General features: G+C 57.5%; 22 protein-coding genes and 4 pseudogenes. 9 read left to right on the top strand and 17 right to left on the bottom strand.

Translation table 11 applies throughout. The features are described from left to right. Window positions 1-50: 50 nt before the first annotated feature. Window positions 51-401 (top strand): hypothetical protein, encoded by a 351-nt coding sequence (locus BSK43_RS01245; protein ID WP_047636019.1) that lies wholly within the window; start codon window positions 51-53, stop codon window positions 399-401. 58 nt (window positions 402-459) lie between these two features. Here the strand turns inward: BSK43_RS01245 and BSK43_RS01240 are convergent, their stop codons facing one another. Beyond that, window positions 460-1,806 (bottom strand): hypothetical protein, encoded by a 1,347-nt coding sequence (locus BSK43_RS01240; RefSeq protein ID WP_047636018.1) that lies wholly within the window; start codon window positions 1,804-1,806, stop codon window positions 460-462. Window positions 1,807-1,815: 9 nt separating this feature from the next. Next, window positions 1,816-2,109 carry a hypothetical protein gene (locus tag BSK43_RS01235; RefSeq protein ID WP_047636017.1) on the bottom strand — a complete coding sequence of 98 codons (294 nt, stop codon included), beginning with the start codon at window positions 2,107-2,109 and terminating at the stop codon, window positions 1,816-1,818. A gap of 389 nt (window positions 2,110-2,498) precedes the next feature. On the opposite strand from BSK43_RS01235, the gene BSK43_RS01230 reads away from it, so the two are divergent. Beyond that, window positions 2,499-2,840 (top strand): helix-turn-helix transcriptional regulator, encoded by a 342-nt coding sequence (locus BSK43_RS01230; protein WP_047636016.1) that lies wholly within the window; start codon window positions 2,499-2,501, stop codon window positions 2,838-2,840. A gap of 31 nt (window positions 2,841-2,871) precedes the next feature. On the opposite strand, the pseudogene BSK43_RS01225 reads toward BSK43_RS01230, so the two are convergent. From BSK43_RS01225 to BSK43_RS01200, 6 genes and pseudogenes are all read right to left on the bottom strand, one after another. Next, a pseudogene (locus BSK43_RS01225) lies at window positions 2,872-3,416 on the bottom strand (hypothetical protein). A gap of 20 nt (window positions 3,417-3,436) precedes the next feature. Then, complete coding sequence (locus BSK43_RS01220; protein WP_047636015.1) at window positions 3,437-3,808, bottom strand: hypothetical protein; 372 nt, start codon at window positions 3,806-3,808, stop codon at window positions 3,437-3,439. 8 nt (window positions 3,809-3,816) lie between these two features. Continuing rightward, window positions 3,817-4,128: a hypothetical protein gene (locus BSK43_RS01215; RefSeq protein ID WP_047636014.1), complete on the bottom strand. Its 312-nt coding sequence runs from the start codon at window positions 4,126-4,128 to the stop codon at window positions 3,817-3,819. Beyond that, window positions 4,129-4,752 (bottom strand): thermonuclease family protein, encoded by a 624-nt coding sequence (locus BSK43_RS01210; RefSeq protein WP_047636013.1) that lies wholly within the window; start codon window positions 4,750-4,752, stop codon window positions 4,129-4,131. It abuts the gene before it with no gap. Beyond that, window positions 4,749-5,330, bottom strand: coding sequence for a thermonuclease family protein (locus BSK43_RS01205; RefSeq protein ID WP_244509921.1), 582 nt, complete (start codon window positions 5,328-5,330; stop codon window positions 4,749-4,751). The genes BSK43_RS01210 and BSK43_RS01205 overlap by 4 nt, the downstream gene beginning before the upstream one ends. 68 nt (window positions 5,331-5,398) lie before the next feature. Then, window positions 5,399-6,079, bottom strand: a complete 681-nt coding sequence (locus BSK43_RS01200) for a thermonuclease family protein (protein ID WP_047636073.1) — start codon at window positions 6,077-6,079, stop codon at window positions 5,399-5,401. Window positions 6,080-6,207: 128 nt separating this feature from the next. Here BSK43_RS01200 and BSK43_RS01195 point away from each other — a divergent pair, with 128 nt between their 5' ends. The 5 genes from BSK43_RS01195 to BSK43_RS01175 are packed head-to-tail and all read left to right on the top strand — an operon-like array spanning window position 6,208 to window position 10,148. Further along, the gene (locus BSK43_RS01195) at window positions 6,208-6,606 is read left to right on the top strand and encodes a hypothetical protein (RefSeq protein ID WP_047636011.1); all 399 of its coding nucleotides are present in this window, start codon (window positions 6,208-6,210) and stop codon (window positions 6,604-6,606) included. 7 nt (window positions 6,607-6,613) lie between these two features. Next, entirely contained in the window at window positions 6,614-7,363 is a 750-nt protein-coding gene (locus tag BSK43_RS01190; protein WP_047636010.1) for a ParA family protein, read from the top strand. A 5-nt stretch (window positions 7,364-7,368) separates the two neighbouring features. Continuing rightward, window positions 7,369-7,767: a hypothetical protein gene (locus tag BSK43_RS01185; protein ID WP_047636009.1), complete on the top strand. Its 399-nt coding sequence runs from the start codon at window positions 7,369-7,371 to the stop codon at window positions 7,765-7,767. A 4-nt stretch (window positions 7,768-7,771) separates the two neighbouring features. After that, on the top strand, window positions 7,772-8,164 hold the full coding sequence (locus BSK43_RS01180) for a hypothetical protein (RefSeq protein ID WP_047636008.1): 393 nt from the start codon (window positions 7,772-7,774) through the stop codon (window positions 8,162-8,164). Beyond that, window positions 8,130-10,148: a hypothetical protein gene (locus tag BSK43_RS01175; protein ID WP_047636007.1), complete on the top strand. Its 2,019-nt coding sequence runs from the start codon at window positions 8,130-8,132 to the stop codon at window positions 10,146-10,148. The genes BSK43_RS01180 and BSK43_RS01175 overlap by 35 nt, the downstream gene beginning before the upstream one ends. A gap of 61 nt (window positions 10,149-10,209) precedes the next feature. Here the strand turns inward: BSK43_RS01175 and BSK43_RS01170 are convergent, their stop codons facing one another. The 7 genes and pseudogenes from BSK43_RS01170 to BSK43_RS01140 all read right to left on the bottom strand — a co-directional run. After that, window positions 10,210-10,794, bottom strand: coding sequence for a hypothetical protein (locus BSK43_RS01170; protein WP_047636006.1), 585 nt, complete (start codon window positions 10,792-10,794; stop codon window positions 10,210-10,212). 401 nt (window positions 10,795-11,195) lie between these two features. Further along, on the bottom strand, window positions 11,196-12,209 hold the full coding sequence (locus BSK43_RS01165; protein ID WP_047636005.1) for an alpha/beta hydrolase family protein: 1,014 nt from the start codon (window positions 12,207-12,209) through the stop codon (window positions 11,196-11,198). After that, window positions 12,199-13,791, bottom strand: a complete 1,593-nt coding sequence (locus BSK43_RS01160) for a hypothetical protein (protein WP_047636004.1) — start codon at window positions 13,789-13,791, stop codon at window positions 12,199-12,201. The genes BSK43_RS01165 and BSK43_RS01160 overlap by 11 nt, the downstream gene beginning before the upstream one ends. 497 nt (window positions 13,792-14,288) lie before the next feature. Next, window positions 14,289-15,065, bottom strand: a complete 777-nt coding sequence (locus BSK43_RS01155; RefSeq protein ID WP_047636003.1) for an L-iditol 2-dehydrogenase — start codon at window positions 15,063-15,065, stop codon at window positions 14,289-14,291. Continuing rightward, a pseudogene (locus BSK43_RS01150) lies at window positions 15,062-16,059 on the bottom strand (ABC transporter ATP-binding protein). The gene BSK43_RS01155 and the pseudogene BSK43_RS01150 overlap by 4 nt, the downstream one beginning before the upstream one ends. A gap of 18 nt (window positions 16,060-16,077) precedes the next feature. Beyond that, window positions 16,078-16,908: a carbohydrate ABC transporter permease gene (locus tag BSK43_RS01145; protein WP_047636001.1), complete on the bottom strand. Its 831-nt coding sequence runs from the start codon at window positions 16,906-16,908 to the stop codon at window positions 16,078-16,080. A gap of 1 nt (window position 16,909) precedes the next feature. Further along, window positions 16,910-17,560, bottom strand: a pseudogene (locus BSK43_RS01140) (sugar ABC transporter permease); the annotation flags it as partial. Window positions 17,561-17,596: 36 nt separating this feature from the next. On the opposite strand from BSK43_RS01140, the gene BSK43_RS01135 reads away from it, so the two are divergent. Further along, a complete protein-coding gene (locus BSK43_RS01135; protein ID WP_077472831.1) occupies window positions 17,597-18,175 on the top strand; it encodes a response regulator in 579 nt (192 codons plus the stop codon). 185 nt (window positions 18,176-18,360) lie between these two features. Continuing rightward, the gene (locus tag BSK43_RS01130) at window positions 18,361-18,561 is read left to right on the top strand and encodes a hypothetical protein (protein WP_077472830.1); all 201 of its coding nucleotides are present in this window, start codon (window positions 18,361-18,363) and stop codon (window positions 18,559-18,561) included. A gap of 43 nt (window positions 18,562-18,604) precedes the next feature. Here the strand turns inward: BSK43_RS01130 and BSK43_RS01125 are convergent, their stop codons facing one another. Both BSK43_RS01125 and BSK43_RS35500 read right to left on the bottom strand, forming a co-directional pair. Next, window positions 18,605-19,120, bottom strand: a complete 516-nt coding sequence (locus BSK43_RS01125; RefSeq protein ID WP_052228077.1) for a fasciclin domain-containing protein — start codon at window positions 19,118-19,120, stop codon at window positions 18,605-18,607. Window positions 19,121-19,300: 180 nt separating this feature from the next. Further along, window positions 19,301-19,429 (bottom strand): annotated as a pseudogene (locus BSK43_RS35500) (transcriptional regulator); the annotation flags it as partial.

Below are 19,429 nucleotides of genomic sequence, written 5' to 3'. Positions count from 1 at the left end.
GGATGGGACATTTGCCAGTTTTAATTTGGGCTGACGGAAGGAGAAGATGCATGGCCGAAATCAGATACCTCGCAAATCGAAATTTCTATAAAGACGACGGTTTCGAACGGATTGTCGCGGCAGCCAAGGCTAACGCCGGCCGCTGGCTGATGATCAAGGAGCGTGTCGTGGAGAAGCGCGCTATCAAGGCACAACTTTTACGCCGGGGAGTAGGTGTAGATGAGGACCACCTGTTTCCGACGGACCTGACGCCGACGATCGCCGAACTCGCGGAAGGGCTTGTGTCCGCCATATTCGGCAGCTGCCCACCGGAGATACGATCCCGTGCTCAGGTGGCTCTGATCGAGGCAGCGGAATCCGAGCTTGATGGCGAGTGGGCACACCCATCCCGGGGCGCCTGAGAGCCGCCCAAGATATTTCTACCACGTGGATCATCGACCCGGCGTTCCGCCGCAAGTTTCAGCGATCTCCTAACTTGTCGACGACCCACGCCTGCAGCCGCCGCCCAGTATTTTCAGAATTCGGTCCGGTAAGGTCCTCCGGAAAAATGCCGAAGATTGGCCCGAGGTGCTTCATTCGCGGAATGGTTTTTTCCTTGGCCTCCCGATATTCCTCCGTCTCCATCCCGAAGGCCTCAACGAGGAGTCTGCGCGGTGGGTGATCTCTATATGCAATTTCCAAGACGAAGTCTGGTCTGCAAAGACCTATGGGCGTTTCCGACGCGAAGAGTGGCTTGATAATGGAGATCCGGAGTTCTGGCGCAGCGTCGAAGAGCGATTGCTGAAGCCAGAATAGCAGATGGGAAACGTCACGCTCAAATCCGGACTCGACGGGGAAAAGCGTATCGCCGTTGTAGACCGGCTGGGCGTAGGCCTGCACAGCCCGAGCCGGGCCTTCATCGTCTTCCTGAAAATCCACGTTCAGAAGGGTCAGAAATGGCCCTCGACTTGCCGGATCGCCGCGGAGCGGCTGTCGAACCTTCGCAAGGATGTCCATTGTTCGCGAGGAAGATGCTGGCATGATCGCCTGCGTGGATACGCTGGTTGAGAACAGCAGCATGAACCCGGTGCGGCGAAGTCCTTCAAGCCAGTCGGGGCGGGAGGTCGCAAGCAACCGTTGCCAACGGCTGTCGGGATTCCAATAGTCCGCAGCCCAGGTCGATAGAAGCGCATTTAGTGTCCAGGTCCTGAGCACCCTGAGTTCCCTCGCGGCCGAGCGCAGCCGGGCGAGCTGATTGCCGAGTTTGAGATCGGGCTCGTCCTGTAGCGGCGGGACCACGTTGGTGCCCGCCTTCTCGAGCATTCGCCACAGGATGCCTCCGAGTCGTGATGGCCGGTCGTTTCGTTCTGTCGACCGGGAGGGATCTTGACCTGAGACATCGGCAAGGCGGATGGGAATGGCGGGAAGTGCATCGATGTAGGTGCGATCCGATCTCGGCAGTGGGCGAAGATGAAAGCTACGATCGAAGAGGGCGGGGTCGGCGTCCTTGTCGACATGGAATGGACAGGATGGCGCGTGATTTGGTCGCTTGTCGTGTCGGCCGGGGACCTCATCCTTCGCGGTTAGCCGTCGCAGGGTAAACGTGCGTTCCTGCTGGATCGGGGCAAGTAGCGGCTGGTGTCGCCCGCCCAGACAGTCGCATTCGATCCAGCCATTCATAACCTTGACGCGCCGGATAATCGCAAGCGCGATCACCTCGTCGTCGTTGGAGGCAGCGTTGCCGTACCATGCCCGTAACGCGACCGCCTCGCGGTCGCTCAGTTCAGACAACACATGGGTCGAGCTGTTGCGGACCACGATACGCATGGTTTGCCGTCAATATCCGATCGACCAAAGGCTGAAGCCGAGATATCCGACACCCGCGGCACCAGCGACGGCGATGGCCGTCTCCGCCCAACCGCGAATGTCCCAAAAGCTGCCTTTCCCTGTGCGAGCACCTTCAATCGCAACGGACAGGAAGATGTAGGAGGGGATGACCATCGCATAGCCCAGGGTCAGACTATCTCTAAAGGCCACCCGAGCAGCGACGAATGCGAGTGCCAGGAACAGGGCCGCTATTCCTAACCGCCGCGTGTCAAACCGATAGCCAAACCGCTCGAGCCACACCATCAGTTTTCTCCCTTTGATAGAACCGACAAAAATTTAACCGCAGTTAAAGTTTGGCGCAATTGGAGATTGGTGTACAAACACGGGGAAACATCAATAACAGCGGGAAGCAGGGCCTGACTGGAGCATCCTTCTCGCGGCGTGCAATCGGTCTCTTGCACCGGCTGTCGGCCGCGGTGTATTGAGCGTAACGGACTTGTGAACAGTCGCATGCTAGAGATGAACAACAACCGTTTGCGCTTACCTTCTTGGTCTCAGAATAACGTCATGCATCGAATGAGCGGTAGAACTCTGAAATATTCAAGCAGCTGTCGGCGCGCTCTCGCTTCCCCTTATCGGCGCCTACCGTACGGCGACGCGTTCATGGACCCTCCGGGTGAGGATATCATTCGATGACGCGGGTGAGGGACGATGGCGCTGATCAGCTTTCGAACATGGTTGACCTGAAGTCGCTCTCCTTTCAGGAGCGGCTCGCCATCGGTCTGATGCGATTGAAGGCCCAGCGCCGGTTGACGAACAAGGACCTGGCCGAGCAGCTCGGCGTGTCGGAAGCCTATATGTCTCAGGTCACCCGCGGCATGCGGGATGTCAAGCTGTCGACCCTCGACAAGATGCAGCGCGAGTGGAATGTCACGATCGAGGATTTGTTCAGGGTTTCGGACAGTGACCTTGCTCGGATAGCGGCATGGCGAGCCCGTCGCAGGAAAAAGAAAGCCACTGACGAGCCGACGTAAGTTCTGGCGCGTGACACGCATTCGACGCGGGCTAGTGATTCAGGTTGAACCAGAACCTTTGCTTCACGCCTTGTTCGTCAGGAATATCGAAGAAATAGGGATCCGCGCGGCGCGCCGCCGCGTCGCGATCTGCTCAGTGCAGCTATCGCCTCGATCGCCGAAGGTCCGCCGTATCACGGCTCCCCTTAGGTCGGCGTCAGAAGCGCGCTGACCGGCAGACCGGCAAATATCGACGGTCTTGATGCATTGATCGGGCTCGCCTCCCCCGCCGTTGTTTCCTTGCGAGCTATAGCCCACCGTCGTTCCTACCGGGCAGTCTTCGTAGGTTTCGTGACCCGGCTTGCCGGCATTGGCCTCATGGCAGATTGGCCACGAAAACCCCGGCTCCTTCATGGCCGCAATGAGCTTTGTCATGGGCGGAACGCAGTAGGGAACCCCGTGCCAAGACGGGTTCTGCGACGCCGCGCAAAGGAGAACTTGGCATCCCCAGGATGCATCCTCGGCATTCGCCGGGGTCGCCGATGGCGCAGAGGCCGAACTAACTATGATTGCGGCCAATATCAGCGTCGGTCTCATTGTTCGCTCCTTCAGATTGTTCATTGAATCTGCGTCCAGGCGCCGTCAATTTTCGCAAAGGAAAGGACGCCCGGTTGCCTGGCCCCGGCAAATGACCCCGTCGTCGTTGTAATGATGCCAGCGCACGTCACACCCGGCGCGGCTTGACGCGGTTTGCATTCAGAAATCCGCATTGACCGCCCCGACTTCGCAATTGCGGCGCTCGCCTCATCGTCGTTGGGAGCGTCACCGCTCGTCTTCTGTAGCGCTTCGTCTTTTAGCCGGGTGATCTCGTGTTCGAGATCGATCTCCTGGCCGCTCTTCCTCACTTCGTTGATCGCATAGCCGCCGAATGCGCCTAACAGGAAGGCGATTACCGCCGCTAGGACCGCGCCACCGGAAAGCTTGTTCATCGCCAGCTTCAGTATCCCTCGATCCCAAGGCGTTTCAGGATGGCGGCCGGATCGGTCTCGCAGTCTCTCTTCCACTCACTATGCTTTGCACAGGCATAGGCGTACTGGCTGAGATCGGCTGATGAGAGATCGGCAAGCCTGTTGCCGACAGCTTTCCACCGTTGCACCTCGGCAGGATCGCAACCCGCCCCTCCGGCTCCGCAAAAGCCGGGATCGCGCTGCTCGATCTGCTTCTGTGTGGCGCCGTCCTGCGCGATCGCTACCGAAGCGGAGCCGGACATCAATATGAGCGCTACAGCGGTTCCAATAATGCGGTTCATTCAACCTCCATGTGCTTCATTAGGTGTCAGTGACTTGGCGGGGCCCACGGGCAAGGGCAGGGGCAAGTCGCCGTCAGGTTCCAGTGAAGAGGCCCTCGATTTGTCCCCGGTCGCCACCGACGCGGTGTAGAGCCAAGGAGGAAGAAGATCCGGCGACGACCAGACGCCGTATCCGAGGCCGCGGGCCTTCCTCTCGATATCGAAATAGGCGGGGACCTGAGGTTCGCCGCGGTAGTTGAACGCGTAGCCAATGCCTTCTGCAATAGCCGTGGCGGCGAGGTTCGTCTCACCAACAAAGCAGTGCGCGAGGACCAGACCGTTCGCGTCGCGAGCAATGGGTGCGCAGTTGACGTCCTGCCCAAGTGTGCGGAGGATCATCCAGGCCCGCGAAACTTGACCTGCCGGCCAGTCGACGCCATCGCTTGTTGCTGTTTGTTCGAGGCGAGGGGCTTCGTATCCTGCAAGCCGCACGGTTTGTCCGCTCTTCCTGAATTCAAAGGTTGTGGCGTCCACGACCTGGACTTTTCCGAAGATCTGCCGGGGGATATCGGCCGGTCTGTTTTGCGCCGAAGCGGCGGTCGCCGTCATCATCATCAGCAACATCGACAATGATGCACCTCTCATCGCTGCGCTCCCGCTTGGCCGGCCAGGACTGCGACGGGATGAGGCATGTCGGAGTAGGCCCAAAGGCCTGCGCGTGCCGATCTTGCACTTTCTTCAGCCACCCTGTAGCCGGGAACGATCAAATGGCCGCTGGTGTCGACGGCGGCGAATCCCCACCCCTCGGCAATCATATAGGTCGCCAGATCATAACGCCGCTGGCCTGATGTCGTTTGGCAGGCCACCACAGCATTGTTTTGGTCGAGATCCTTGATCGTCGCGCAGACGGGCTTCGTGTCCTTGATCAATGCCTGTGCCATGATCAGATTGAGCTCTCCGCAGTCCCTGATGACGCCGGGAGAAATCGTGACAGAGGTTCCGCGGAGACACGTTTGCAGGCCGTAAAGACGATATCGCCGCCCGGCGGAAAGCCAGGTGTCGCCGGTTTCGAATTGCGCTTGCACCGGAAACGGGACAAATTGGGTTCGATCGCTTTCTTGGCTGCCTGCGGTAGTACCTTCGCTCTTAAGCGCCTGAATAGGGATGATCGGCGCCTGGAGGCGAGGAGGTTCTGGGTGGCTCGTCCCGGCGAGCATCGGCATGATCGATATGCCTGCAAAGAGGCCGGAAGCTGCGAGCGTGGACATCAACATCAGGAACCTCATCGCGATCAGTTCATGGAAGGATTGGCGCGATAGCGCTCACCGTAGGGATGCGTGAAGTGGGCGTTCGCCCAGATTCCAGTCTTTGTTCTCTTCGCGTTTTCCTCTGCCTGCGCATATTCCGGGAATATCGCGCGGCCGGCACGGTCACGGGCAGCAAACGCCAATCCCTTGGCGATAAGCACCTCCGAAAGCGATTGTGCGTCGCCGTCCTTCACGAAAAAGCACTCGGCAAAGCGCACAGTCGGCGTGCCTGTGTTTTGCCCGAGGAAATGGCACGGAAATGCGTTGCCAGCGACCGCCTTGGCTTCGCCGAGCGTGGCGGTCAAACCGGCGAGTGAAACCATCGCGCATGTCGTCCGCAGGCCAGCGAATTCCACCTCTTCGACCGAGAGACAGCCTTGGACACCCGCCAGTTTGACGATGGTCCCATCGGAGGCAAGAAACGCGCTCCCGCTCAGGGCGCCCTCAGGCATGATCGTTTGCAGGTCGAGCCGCTCGACTATCGATGAGGTATCGAGGATTGTTTCGGGAGGAGGGATCAGATCGCGCCCCTCTGCGTAAGCCTTCTGATAGGAGTTGACGACTCTCGAAGCAGCATCGTCCTCCGCGGCAATCGCCAGGGCGTCCTGCGTGCATGCAATGGTGCAAAAAAGGAGGCGAGTAAGCCGCCGCGCGCCGGGGTTCATGCGTGAATCCGTCATCAATTGGCTGTCGCGAAGCATGCACAAAATTATACTGCAGTGCAAGTCTGGAAATACCGCGAGGATTGCGATATGTTTGGTCTGACACTCAAATGTGCGCACGGAGAAGGTAGATGTCAGCACATCGAAAGGCCATCAGGGTCGTGACTTTTCCCTTCAGGGCAATGTGGTTTCTGGTCTTAGTCGCCAACCTTCTGGTCGTCACGGCTGCCTGTGTGGTGATCGCCGCCTTCCTGGCCTACGGCCTTGCGCTGACGCTATCTTACCTCTTGCTACCGACGGAATGGACGCGGGCGCTCTGGCAATGGGCGGCGGACCTTTACGAGCAGTCCCACTGGTTCAAAGGCGCGACAATCACCTTCTTCGTGCTCCTTTTCCTGCCGATCCTGAAGTTCTGGCCGGGGAGCGATCCCAAGGCAGATGCAGCCCGGGAGCGCGAAGCCAACAGGCTCAACGATGATCTGGTCGCGGCCCGCCAGCAGGCGCAGAGCCAAGCGAATCTTCGAGGCTGAGGGCTCCATGACAGGAAAACCACTTTCGCTCGCGATCTCGACCTTCAAGGGTGGCGCCGGCAAATCAACCTTGAACGTCAATCTTGCAGCCGAGTTCGCCCAGCAGGGCCACAGGACACTGCTCATCGATTGCGACGAGCAGGAATCGTCGACGCGGTGGTACAATGTCTCCATAAAACGGGGATTGCTCCCCACCGACGGCACGCTGCTGCATCTGCGGGTCGCGCCGGATGACCGGTTTGCAGATCGCCTCGCGGAGGCACCTGCGGCGGATATTCGAATCTACGATGTCGGCGGATACGTTCACCAGCGGGCAATCGAGGTCTATCACGAATGCGATGCAGTCCTCATTCCTGTCATACCCGAACCGACGGCCGCGACTTCAGCCATCAAGGTGGCGACGATCCTCAAGGAGATTTCCAGGAAGCGGGTGCAGGGTCCAATTCCATATGCGGCGATCTGGAACTACGTGGACATGATCGCCCTCAAGCACAATCGCTCCCTTCCGGAAGTCCATGCCATCCTGACAAGCGGCCGAATTCCGATGGTCGACACGGTCATTCGGAAGAGCAATCATTTCAGCGATGTCGGCGCCGGCTTCGGGTCGCTCTATTCCAAGCTCGCCAGCATCGAGAACAATCCGACGCTGACGCCGTCGGCCAAGCGGCGCGCCTCAGAAAGCGTGCTTGACGCGATAGATCTCGTAAAAAAGATCAATAACGAGTTCATCGGCCTTCTGCAGGCGGAGGCTGCCTGAGCGCGATGTCGAGGGAAAGAACGCCGGCTGGCAATATTCTCGCCCTTGCCCGATCGAGAGAGGATCAGGCGAGGGACGTGGAGGAGGATGCGACCTCCTACATGCCGACAAGCCTCGATCTCGACAAGCTGATGCCGGAGGATCCTCCCCAGGCGCAGGAGCCGAGCGTCAATACGGAGCCAAGGTCAAAGCTCGGCCGTCCTCCAGCCAGAAGAGAAATTCCGGAAGAGCAGGCGATAGAAGCCGACGAAATTACGGGATCCGTGAAGAGGAAGCGTATTTCCCTCTACCTCGACGATGACGTGCTGACGAAGATTTTCCGCGTATCGCTGGAACGGCATGAGCAGCTCTCATCGGCGACCCACAGACTGATCCTCGAAGCGCTGAAGGCGAGGGGGCTGTAGGCAGATGCGCGAACCGGCCGTCATGTTCCGTCTACCGGCCCATGTCCTGAGCAACGTGGAGCTGCTTGCCGGCCGGCTCGATATTTCCGTCAATCTTGTCGCAAAGCTCATCGTCACCAGGGAGATTATGCATATACCTGCGATCCTCGAAGAGCACGAACGGCAGCTGGCAAACATGCACCAGTTCCTCCGCGAGCTCGCCTTCCGGAACGAGGAGTTTCTGTCGGAAGAGCGCGACCAAGCCATCCTCGCCGCCGCCATCATGACCAAGCTGGGCGAGGTGATGGCCGCCGTGGATTCGATCCGCGATGCAGCCTTTGTGAGACCATCCACTTTTATCGCCGACCTGATCAGGAAACACGATGAACGACCTCTCCAGAAGTCGCTCGGGGTCTAAGCCTGAAGGCCGCAGACTACCGAGCTATTTCGACCTCATCGAGGATGAGCTTCGACGCCGCGGCGGCGGTGGCGGTGGAACCAAAAAGGCGCCGGTGAGGGCAAAGGTGGGGGTCCCCTCGGTTGGGCGGAACGCCGGCGCGGCGACAGCCTTAAGTCGGGCGAGTGGCAATAACGCCGTCGTCGTCAAGGTGTTGTCGTATGGAGCAGGTGCGGCCTCGGCTCGCAACGTGCTTGCCTATCAAAGCAAGGAGGAAAAGGCACATGATCAGGATGGCCGTGAGGTCACCGATCTTAGCGAAGAAGTCCGATCCTGGGAGCGGGAGTTCGGAAACAGGAAAGGAAGCAAGGACGTTTTACGGTTGACCTATGAGCTGGAGAGTACCGACCGGGAACACGTTGCCCGCGCATTGAGTTCGCTTGCGTCCGACGGGTTCCGCGATGTTGGTGATTCCGATCGGACCTACGCGTTCAGCGTTAGCGAGGGCGTAAAGGGACAAACCCGTCTGAACCTGGCGCTGGTGATCGCGCACGAGAAAAGGGACCGATCCGATCGGGGCAGCCAGAATCGCATAGCCGCCGAAATGGATGACGTGCACGCGATCGATGCGCGTGTGGACAGAGCATTGCGGATGGAAGGAGTGGCGCCAGTCTCGCGCTATCCGGTGGAGTTTTCGAGCGGTCCGAAGGGGCTGGCCGCGACGCTCCATGCGATGCAGCGGCAAGGCGCGGAGGTCACGCTTTCGACGAAGGCCCACATCGAGGAGCGCCCGGGCAGGAGCGGCCGCTATTATCAAGCCACGGACCGGCGCGAGATGACGACAAGCGATCATAAGCAGCTTACGGTCGAGAGTAAGATAGTCGCCGCGCTGATGCAGACCCGTCAGCCGCGCGATTTCATGCATCTGTTGTTGTCGGGCCCAGCCAATGTCGACCGTGACCGATTTGTCCTGGCTGGTCGTGACTTTCTAAAAGAGCAGTTCTCCGGCCACCGATATGCCTATGCTGTCCACAATCGCAACGACCTTGAGAAGCATCCGCATCTGCATGTGATCGTCGCGCTACGCAATGCCAGCGGCAAGATGCTCAACCCCAATATCCGCGACTTCACCGAGTGGCGCACCCGCTTCGCCGAAAAGGCGCGGGAGCGCGGAATAGCGATTGATCGTCAAAAGCGTGTCGAGCGTGCTGGTCCACCGCCCATCAAACGATGGGAATGGGAGATGTTTCACCGCATGGGCGCGACAGCACCCACGAATGTTGTCGACAAGGTGATCTCCAAGCTTCGCGACACGCCCACCGCGCCGAAGCTGGAAGACGCGAGGAAGCGGTTTGATCAGACCCGACACTCAGTTGGGCGCGCCATCCAAATGCTGGAAGGCATTGCTAAGGACCGAAGTGCACCGAGCACGGCGCGGGAACTGAGCCACGATCTGTCGCTCGGCCTGCAGCGCGAATACCGTCGGTTGGAAGTAGCCGTGCGCGACGGACATGATCCTACCAGAATGAAAGGAGAAGAACACATGCTGCGATCCACACCCATCAGTGCTGCTCAGTCGAAAGCGGCGAAGGAGATGCTGGCGACCACTGCCCTCAGCGTTGCGGCAAAGATTGCCAATCCCGCCGATCGGCTGCTCTTCGAGCAAGCGACCAATGTCATCGGCAAGGTCGTCGGGCTGCAACTCGACTCTCGTGTAACCAAGAATCGAGATCGCGCAGAGGTCGGTAAGGCGAAACGCTCTTCGGATAGCTTGGAAACGAAGTCTGCGACTGGTCGCGACCACGTAGCGGAGCAGGGACTCGATAACAAGACTTCGAGCAACCGTACCGTCGATCAATCCCGCATAGCACGCTCAAATGCCGACCACGATAGCTCTGAGAAAAATCGCACGGAACGCCAAGGTAATCAACGGCGTGACCGCGATCAGTCAAAATCGATCAAACTTCGCCCACCACAGTATAAGGATCGGGATCGAAGCCGGTAGCTGAATGGCCTGCGTGAGCAAGGCCGCTTTTGTAGAACTGGCCCTGATGCCGAAATGAGACTTACGGCAGTTTCAAAGCGTGCTTGATCGTCGTTTTAAGCCAGACCATTGTGGCCTGCGTATCGATGTCGGAGGAGCCAGCGGCACTTGATCCTGGATAAAGAATTTCCGTGAAAACAGGCGTCTTTTTGCTGAAACGAGAGAAATTTCCTTTGCGCACCACGACCGTCATCGTCGGATCGACTTCATACCATTCAGTCAGTTTCAATATCACATCGAGGTCAGAGGTCGAGGGCCAGTGCCGGGTTTGACCCTGGCTCGGTGAATGGATCGCCTCCATCCAGAAGTCGGGTACGGCGCCCGAGACCTTCAGAAGATCGTCGAGCAACCGCGTAAGCGTTGCACTATCAATGCGTGCGCTACGATCGAATGGGGAAGCCGTATGGTACGAAATGAACCCGAAGCGGATGTTGATGTCGCGCAACTCCTGAAGCATTGCCAGGAATCTTGTGTCGATATCTCCCAGCGTCTGGTCTCCAAACTCCGGCCTGTGCCGTAGCAGCAAGTCATCACGCTCAAAAATGACTAAGCCAACTGAACCCTCTCGTCTTTGAATGCCGCGATCGTCGAGTACGACCGTCTCCATAGCTGCTCTCATACCGGCTTCGCTTCCTTCAAACGCTGCAATCCGCAGTCGGTGGCCGTGTAACATTGGGTTAGTCCGAACCGCGACTGAGTTGCGAGACGCCTTCCAGTTTTTGATAATTGATAAAAACGACGATTACCGCAGATTGCACGATATGATGCGAAACCAACCGAAACGAAACGAAATGGCGCCAGCAAGTCCTTGTTAATATTTTCGAATTTTTACAGAGACGGCTCGGGGAAGATTTCCTTTTTTTGGGCCTCGAGTCTGGCCCCAGATGAAATTCTTGGCTTCCGGGCTTGGCAGGAAATTCTCCGGGTAAGGGGATTGTCCAAAGTACATGCAAAGACGGGTCGCTAAAACCAACCGGCTCATGTACGTGGGCGTCTCGACGTCTCAATCTATGATGTAGCGGCGCGCGACAAAAAACGCTTCAGGCTCCAACCTGCCAAGAAAATGTACGGGGGCGTCGCGAGCGAATAGTGACCGCAGTTCAGCTTCAGAACGCTCGGCTTCGCTCCTGCTTGTTGCAGTTTTCGGATGAAGCTTTTGGTTAGCGCGGGCAACACTACTTTGTCTCTTGTTGCGAAGACCACGTGAAGCGCGAGTTCGGGCCGTGCCAATTTGTGCGCGAAATTCTCCAAATTCAGCGGACCCCATGCCCTCCGCAGATCCGTGAGTCCAATGGCCGGTTCTAAGCTCTCGCGGATCGAGCGCGTCGCGCGTCCAGTCCAAACCATGTCTGCAAGACTTCCAGCCGTCAAAAACAGCGAAGCTTTCGATACGGCCGGTTCATGCGCTGCGATCAGACCCGCCACCCACGAACCCAGACTCATGCCAAGAACCGAGATCTCTCCGTAGCCTTCGCTCTTCAGCCACCGGATGAGTTTCCGCCCATCCCATACAGCCTGCCTTACAGATTGGATCGTGCGGCCGAGATTTGAGCTGAGCATATAATCGGCGTACAGCGCGCCGGGTCGGCTGCGTTCGAAATGATAGGGCATAGCAATCTCCACGACCGTGATCCCACGTTTCGAGAAGAATCCGGCGATCTGGCGTTGTCGGGCGCGGGCATTCCAATGATGGAAAATGACCAGAACCTGATCGCGCGAGCCACTTTCGGTGAGTTTTGCCCAAACGGTGTTGTTCTCGTCCACGTCGGTGGCGATCTCCGAAGGGAACGTGAGCCACCCGTCGTGCCTTTCAAACCCTTGCACGCTCCGTCCCGGCTCATCGTAAAAGCTTGGATCGGACACAGCGTGGTCCGCAAGGACACAAAACTCCTCGAGAGAGTCTGCCTCCTCCGCACCGGGGAAGGCGCGGCCGGAGTCGAGGATGAAATCCGTCGCTTCCTTAACTTCTTCACCGCGTTGGGCTCGACGTTCGTCCCAACGATCCAGCCACCTATGATACACCCTGATTGCTCTCCGATTTGCGCGATCGCGGCAGCCCGAACTCTGGATCAAAGAGGCCGTATGTCGCAACCAGCACTCCCGCGATGAGAATGATTGAAAAGCCGTCAAAGGCATCGATCAACAAATAAGTGGCGAAGAGCAGGCCAACGACCGCCGACATCTTCCACAAAGCCTCACGGAACCGCGCTCCGACGTTCAGGCGGATGGAGCCGTAAAGAAAGACGACACACGCCGAAATGGCGACAAGGAGACTGCTGTAGTGCGTCGGCATTCTGTAGCCGAAGGTGTTGGCGGCGTGATGGTCACGATATACGACCGAAAACAAATCGTGGACTATCCAGGTTACAATATCCGCTCCGTCCGAGCTCAGGTATGAGCTTTGAACTTTCATACATATGGCAACGAGGATACCAACGATGGTGCACCGGAAAATTCCCCGCATGACTCTGATGCGGACTACGCAGTCTGGATGATGCTCCCCTCCAAGCAGCGGCATCAATCCTTCTTCTATTCTCCAGAAATCGTGGATGATCGTGTGGAGCAAAATAAGACCCGCGAAGAACAGATAGAAGCAGAGGCACATGTACAGGTACGCGAGCCCAGTGAAAACGATCTCCACCGGCACTGATATGAGATCAGGTTGTACGTTTGCCACCGTGCCCCAACTCGTGGCGTAGTCGCCACCACCTTGCAACAGTGGGATCAAGCACACGCCAATCCATTGAAAAACACCGGCGAATATCACGCAAATCACGAAAACCGCCGCGTACGAGTAAGAATAAGCCTGGACGTTGCGCGCCCAGGAGACCTTGCGTTCAAACCTGTTTGTTTGCGCCAACAGCCTGTAGCGCGCGTCCTGTTTCCAAAGGAGTAGCAGCTCTGTCACAAACGAAAAAAATAGCGGTAAAAGTATCATGAACAGGAACGTCCAGTTCGGAGCCCACAGGAAGCCGACCTGCTTTACGACCCCATCTGGCCGACTATATGTAACGCTGTGTATCCCCACGATGTACGACAAAAATCCGAGGGCAGAGGCGCCAGCGAATGTGGACGCGGGGAGGTTCAAGGGAGATCCGCTACCAAAAAGCGCCTCCGTTCGTTGGGCCAAGCTGAGGCCTTTTTTTTGCGGAACGCGCTCGTCGTCTTGTCCCTCGGCGTCCGCAGGCTGCATCTGAATTTGCCCGGTCACCGGGCCGGGATCTGCAGCAGAAGTCGCTTTCTTTAAACCTCGTCTCTTGGCAGTGAGACGAGCTTGAGCCGCGCTAAGCTCCAGGAGCCATTCGCTCGTCGCTTCCCTATCATCGCAGCCGAAGATCCGAGCCAACCAGTTGATATTGGAAGGGCTGATCCCCTTGTCGTTCTCTTGAAACCATAGTTGGACCGTGCGTAAATCGACTCCGGCCCGATTGGAGTCGATCTGCGTAATCGCCTCTGCCAGGAGCTCCGGAGTCCATGGCCCCTGTGGAAAGCCGTCAATGCCGACCGGACGGCCCGCACCCACAGCAGCTAACTGCTTAAACAGTTCTTTGAAGTCGCTGCCGTCCTTGGGCGGAGCGACAAATATCTTCCCGTTCTTTTCCAATGGTTCAGACGCTCAAATGTGTTCAGTTTTCCCATATGCACAGCGGGCCCTCCGCCTTGTGATGCCCTTCCGATCGGTGCCGTGGAGTCCCTTCTCGTCCTCATCGAAGCAATGGGGAAACTGCCACAGACGACTCCTCGTCCGTCAGAGCGAAGTCGGCGCTGCTTGGTGACAGCTTTATATACCGAGAATGTCCGGGCGAAAAGAAAAAAGCAGCTCCTGCGTGTGTAGGATGCGCAGAAGGTTGGTGCGAAAATAGTAAATAAAGTGTGATTAAATAACGGCTTAAGAGAAAGCGGAGCGCCCGTACCGCCAAGAAATAAGCGGCCAATACTTCAATCAGGAATTGAATCGCATAATCCAGTTTATGGAACTCGTCGCATTATGAAGACCCTCTTGGAATCATGGTATCCTGGAGCGCTCCCCATTGGACTAACAGGTTCGGCTAGGCGATCAACGTGTTTGGAGGGCCGCGATCTGAACGCCAACGAGCTTCATCAAGTGGTCCAGTTCCCACCATCCACATTATAAGTTTGGCCAACAATATAATCGGCTTCCTGACTTGCCAAGAACACGGCCATTCCTACCAAATCTTGTGCGGTGCCCATGCGGCCGAATGACACTGCCGCGCCAACCATCTTTTTCTTTTCTCCTAAAGGTCGATTCTCGTACTTGGCAAACAGAGCATCTACGCCGTCCCAATGCTCTCCATCGACGACGCCTGGTGCAATCGCATTGACGTTGATACCAAATTTTATGAGGTCCAGCCCTGCCGATTGTGTGAAACTAATGATTGCGGCCTTGGTCGCACAGTAAACGGCGACCAACGCCTCACCCCTCCTCCCCGCTTGGCTAGCCATATTGATGATCTTTCCCCCACGTCCTCGCACAATCATAGATCTCGCCGCCGATTGCATTGTAAACAGCGACCCGCCCACGTTAATCGCAAACAATTTCTCGAAGCTTGGACGTGTTATATCGACGATCGGAGCAAGATCGAAAATTGCTGCGTTATTGATTAGGATATCGATTCCGCCAGTATTGTCGTCAACGGCGTGGATGGCCGCTTCGATCGAGGATTGATCTGTCACATCCATCTTAACCGGATACGCCCGCTGACCAATATCACGTGCTGTTTCGGTTGCTTTTTTGATGTCGATATCCGCGATTGCAACTGTGGCTCCTTCACGCGCGTAGGCTTCGGCGAAGGCGCGGCCAATACCTCTCGCGGATCCAGTTATCAATGCGGATTTCCCTTCAAGGCGTCCGTTCATTGCTTAAGTCCTTCCTCGTTAAATTTGTGAATGAGCGTCTTGTCCGGCGTCAGGTAGACGGTGTCGCCCGCCTTGGCCGCGAACTCGCCACCGCCACGTGCCGTCACCGGGCCAATGCCATCGACGTCGATATGCAGGAACGTATCGGAGCCAAGATGCTCGGCGACCGTGACCCTGCCCTTCCACTCACCGCTCTCGTTCGACAGCATCACATGCTCCGGACGAATGCCGATCGTGTGCGCGCCGAGCTGTGCTGCCGTCTGGCCCTTGACGAAATTCATCTTCGGCGAGCCGATGAAGCCGGCGACGAAGAGATTGCGCGGTTCTTGTAGAGCTCCAGCGGCGAGCCGACCTGCTCGATATTGCCCTTATTCAGCACCACGATCTTGTCGGCCATGGTCATGGCTTCCACCTGGTCGTGGGTGACGTAGATCATCGTGGTCTTAAGCTGCTGGTGCAGCTCGCTGATCTCGATGCGCATATTGACGCGCAGCGCGGCATCGAGGTTCGACAGCGGTTCGTCGAACAGGAAGGCCGACGGCTGGCGGACGATCGCGCGGCCGATGGCGACGCGCTGGCGCTGGCCACCCGAAAGCTGGCGCGGCTTGCGCTCCAGATAGTCGGTGAGGTTGAGCACCCGCGCGGCATCCGAGACCTTCTTGTCGATCTCGGCCTTGTCCATACCCGCCATCTTCAGCGGGAAGGCGATGTTGTTGCGCACGCTCATATGCGGATAGAGCGCATAGGACTGGAACACCATCGCCAGGCCACGCTCGGACGGCGCCTTTTCGGTGGCATCCTTGCCGTCGATGACGATCTTACCGGCGGAGACATCCTCAAGCCCGGCGATCAGCCGGAGCAGCGTGGACTTGCCGCAGCCCGACGGGCCGACGAAGACGACGAATTCGCCGTCCTGGATATCGAGATCGATCGAAGGGATGACCTTGGCTTCGCCGAAGACCTTCGAGACTTTCTGAAGGGTAATGCTGCCCATGTTTCTCTCCCTGTCGTCTTATTTCACCGCGCCGAACGTCAGGCCGCGGACGAGTTGCTTCTGCGAGAACCAGCCGAGGATCAGGATCGGGGCAATCGCCATTGTCGAGGCTGCCGAAAGCTTTGCATAGAACAGGCCTTCGGGGCTGGAATAGGAAGCGATGAAGGCCGTCAGCGGCGCCGCCTTGGAGGCGGAGAGGTTGAGGGTCCAGAAGGCTTCGTTCCAGGCAAGGATGATGTTGAGCAGCAGCGTCGAAGCGATGCCCGGCACCGCCATCGGCGTCAGCACATAGATGATTTCCTTGGCGAGCGAGGCGCCGTCCATGCGGGCGGCCTCGAGAATTTCGCCAGGGATTTCCTTGAAGTAGGTGTAGAGCATCCAGACGATGATCGGCAGGTTGATCAGCGTCAGCACGATCACCAGACCCAGACGGCTGTCGAGCAGGCCGGTATTGCGGAACATCAGGTAGATCGGGATGAGCGCGCCGACAGGCGGCATCATCTTCGTCGACAACATCCACATCAGGACATCCTTGGTGCGCTTGGTCGGCGAGAACGCCATGGCCCAGGCAGCCGGGATGGCGATGATCAGGCCGATCAGCGTCGAGCCGAAGGAGATGATCACCGAGTTCATGAAGTGAGCCAGATAGTTCGAGCGGCTCTGTACTTCCGCATAGTTCTCGGTCGTCCAGTGGAAGAACAGGAACTGCGGCGGCGAGGCGATCGCATCGGCTTCCGACTTGAAGCTGGTCAGAAAGGTCCAGAGGATCGGGAAGAAGATCAGGATCCCGAGCGTCCAGGCAATCGCGGTCATGATGACCTTGCGCTGTGTGGTGACTTTGCGAGCCATCTTACGCCTCCAGATTCTTGCCGACGAGGCGGACAAGGAAGATCGCGACGATATTGGCGAGGATGACAGCGACGATACCGCCTGCCGAAGCACCGCCGATATCGAACTGCAGAAGCGCCTGCACATAGACAAGATAGGTCAAGTTGGTGCTCTGCGTGCCGGGACCGCCATTGGTGGTGACCAGGATTTCGGCGAAGACCGACAGCAGGAAGATCGTCTGGATCAGGATGACCACGGTGATGGCGCGGGCCATGTGCGGCAGCACGATATAGATGAATTTCGAGACAACGCCGGCGCCGTCCATCTCGGCGGCTTCCTGCTGCTCTTCGTCGAGCGACTGCAAGGCCGTCAGCATGATCAGCGTCGCGAAGGGCAGCCACTGCCAGGCAACGATCAGGATGATCGAGAACAGCGGCGCATTCGCCAGCCAGTCATAGGGCTGCAATCCGAGCGCTTGGCGAGATGCGCGAAGAGCCCGTTGACCGGGTTCATGAACATGTTCTTCCAGACAAGCGCAGCGACCGTCGGCATGACGAAGAACGGCGCGATCACCAGGATGCGGACGATGCCCTGCCCATAGATTATCCTGGTTCAGCAAGATCGCGAAGGCGATGCCCCCAATAACCGTGATCAACAACACACCGAGCACCATCGGCTGCAGCCCCAAGGGCGTCCGTAGGAGGAAGCAATGGAAAGAACACCCGATCGGCCCATATCACATGTTGAAACTACGGAACTGACAAGTCTGAACGCACTCTTGGTAGACGACGACCACGTTTTCGCGCATCGACTTGGCAAGGCTCTACAAGAGCGTGGTTTGAATGTCGAAATCTGCACAACAATCGAGAGAGCGGGCGCCGTAATCAATCGCGGTTGCCTCGATATACTGATAACTGATCTGCGCATCGGCGACGACAGCGGTCTTGAACTCGTGAAGCTTTGCAAGGAAGTATCGCCCAACACCAAGTCGCTTGTGCTTACTGGATACGGCCACGTCGGCGCTGTTGTATCCGCGGTGAAACTTGGTGCGACCGAGTTCTTAAGCAAACCCGCGGATGTGGATGAGATTTTAGAGGTGCTTGGAGTTTACCCTCAACTGAGCCAAACGGAGGCGCCATGCCTAAAGTCCGCAGAACGGGTCCGCTGGGAACACATCAACAGCGTGTTTACTGACACCGGGAACAACATGTCGTTGACGGCGCGGCTTTTGCGTCTGCATCGACGGACTTTGCAACGGCTGCTATCCCGCGGTCCACCAAAGGAATGATTGCTGACCCTATAAATCTCCTTCAGATTTGATCCAAGGATCGAGCATTCCGTAACAAGGCAGTTCCATTGCAAAGCCCCACAGCGATGGAACCGGCTCCGTACCCCAGGAGCTGACGCGGATCGATATCGGGTCCGCGTGGGCCGGCGGCCATTCCGCCGGCCCTTTCTGGAAAGAGGTTATCAATGAACTATGAAGACGGAATGACTGTATTTTATGATCCAGTCTCAAAGACCGTGATCGTCGCTTTCCGTGGAAAAACCACGATATTGAAAGGGCCTTTTGAAAGTCTCCGCGCTGGCGTTGCTGCCGGTGAAGATTTATGCGCAGAGCTCGGCTGGCGTTCGAACACAAGTGATGCAGAAAAAAGTGATGACGTAACTTAATTTGAAAGATTGCCGGGCCGATAACTCGGCGCGGCGCTTCCCGTCACATCTTGGGAAGGAGAACTTTATCGACGACGTGGATAACGCCGTTCGACTGCTTGACGTCAGCGATCGTCACGGTAGCAGTTCCTCCCGCCTCGTCGGTGAGCGTGATCTTGCCCATGTTTTCCTTGGCCTTCAAAACACAGCCACCGACGGTCTTGATGTCATGTTCGCCGCCATCATTCTTGATCATCCCGGCGAGGGTGCTGGCCATCGCATCAGCTGCGACCACGTGGCAAGTCAGAATTTTCGTGAGCTTGTCCTTGTTTTCGGGCTTGAGAAGCCTCTCGACGGTCCCTTTGGGAAGCGCATCAAAGGCGTTGTTGGTCGGAGCGAACACGGCAAACGGCCCCTTCCCTTCAAGCGTCGACACCAGGCCTGCAGCCTTGACGGCAGCGACGAGCGTCGTGTGATCCTTCGAATTCACGGCGTTTTCGATGATGTTCTTGTCCTCGAACATCGCGGCGCCACCGACCTTAGGGTTGGCGGCATACGCAGCCAAGCTGCCCGTCATCATGCTGACCAACGCGACTGCCGAAACTACTAGAAAAACTTCATAATCATCTCCTCTCAATGCCTGCCTCTTGGCTCGGTAGGGCATTCTACGAATGACAGCCGCTCCGGTTCAAAAATCTAAGAAAAATCGTGCAAAAAGCTTGTGAGCACGTTCGCGATTTTGGATCGATAATACTGAGCGTTAGATCCCGAGGATTGGCTGTATCAACCGCAAAAACCTGCTCTTGAATCGTAGCGGCGCCTCGGTAACGGCAAGACAAATGCAGTCTTTGCCCGCATCAGCCTTTGGTTGATGCATCAAGCTGTCGTC

This window comes from Rhizobium sp. P44RR-XXIV (assembly GCF_001999485.2).
Lineage (GTDB): Bacteria > Pseudomonadota > Alphaproteobacteria > Rhizobiales > Rhizobiaceae > Rhizobium.
This window is presented reverse-complemented; position numbering and strand designations above follow the sequence as displayed.

What these genes read in the sequence shown, in the direction of transcription:
- BSK43_RS01245 (WP_047636019.1), top strand. Translation starts at nt 51, where the DNA reads ATGGCCGAAATCAGATACCTCGCAAATCGAAATTTCTATAAAGACGAC.
- BSK43_RS01240 (WP_047636018.1), bottom strand. Translation starts at nt 1,806, where the DNA reads ATGCGTATCGTGGTCCGCAACAGCTCGACCCATGTGTTGTCTGAACTG.
- BSK43_RS01235 (WP_047636017.1), bottom strand. Translation starts at nt 2,109, where the DNA reads ATGGTGTGGCTCGAGCGGTTTGGCTATCGGTTTGACACGCGGCGGTTA.
- BSK43_RS01230 (WP_047636016.1), top strand. Translation starts at nt 2,499, where the DNA reads ATGACGCGGGTGAGGGACGATGGCGCTGATCAGCTTTCGAACATGGTT.
- BSK43_RS01220 (WP_047636015.1), bottom strand. Translation starts at nt 3,808, where the DNA reads ATGAACAAGCTTTCCGGTGGCGCGGTCCTAGCGGCGGTAATCGCCTTC.
- BSK43_RS01215 (WP_047636014.1), bottom strand. Translation starts at nt 4,128, where the DNA reads ATGAACCGCATTATTGGAACCGCTGTAGCGCTCATATTGATGTCCGGC.
- BSK43_RS01210 (WP_047636013.1), bottom strand. Translation starts at nt 4,752, where the DNA reads ATGAGAGGTGCATCATTGTCGATGTTGCTGATGATGATGACGGCGACC.
- BSK43_RS01205 (WP_244509921.1), bottom strand. Translation starts at nt 5,330, where the DNA reads ATGCCGATGCTCGCCGGGACGAGCCACCCAGAACCTCCTCGCCTCCAG.
- BSK43_RS01200 (WP_047636073.1), bottom strand. Translation starts at nt 6,079, where the DNA reads ATGAACCCCGGCGCGCGGCGGCTTACTCGCCTCCTTTTTTGCACCATT.
- BSK43_RS01195 (WP_047636011.1), top strand. Translation starts at nt 6,208, where the DNA reads ATGTCAGCACATCGAAAGGCCATCAGGGTCGTGACTTTTCCCTTCAGG.
- BSK43_RS01190 (WP_047636010.1), top strand. Translation starts at nt 6,614, where the DNA reads ATGACAGGAAAACCACTTTCGCTCGCGATCTCGACCTTCAAGGGTGGC.
- BSK43_RS01185 (WP_047636009.1), top strand. Translation starts at nt 7,369, where the DNA reads ATGTCGAGGGAAAGAACGCCGGCTGGCAATATTCTCGCCCTTGCCCGA.
- BSK43_RS01180 (WP_047636008.1), top strand. Translation starts at nt 7,772, where the DNA reads ATGCGCGAACCGGCCGTCATGTTCCGTCTACCGGCCCATGTCCTGAGC.
- BSK43_RS01175 (WP_047636007.1), top strand. Translation starts at nt 8,130, where the DNA reads ATGAACGACCTCTCCAGAAGTCGCTCGGGGTCTAAGCCTGAAGGCCGC.
- BSK43_RS01170 (WP_047636006.1), bottom strand. Translation starts at nt 10,794, where the DNA reads ATGGAGACGGTCGTACTCGACGATCGCGGCATTCAAAGACGAGAGGGT.
- BSK43_RS01155 (WP_047636003.1), bottom strand. Translation starts at nt 15,065, where the DNA reads ATGAACGGACGCCTTGAAGGGAAATCCGCATTGATAACTGGATCCGCG.
- BSK43_RS01145 (WP_047636001.1), bottom strand. Translation starts at nt 16,908, where the DNA reads ATGGCTCGCAAAGTCACCACACAGCGCAAGGTCATCATGACCGCGATT.
- BSK43_RS01135 (WP_077472831.1), top strand. Translation starts at nt 17,597, where the DNA reads ATGGAAAGAACACCCGATCGGCCCATATCACATGTTGAAACTACGGAA.
- BSK43_RS01130 (WP_077472830.1), top strand. Translation starts at nt 18,361, where the DNA reads ATGAACTATGAAGACGGAATGACTGTATTTTATGATCCAGTCTCAAAG.
- BSK43_RS01125 (WP_052228077.1), bottom strand. Translation starts at nt 19,120, where the DNA reads ATGATGACGGGCAGCTTGGCTGCGTATGCCGCCAACCCTAAGGTCGGT.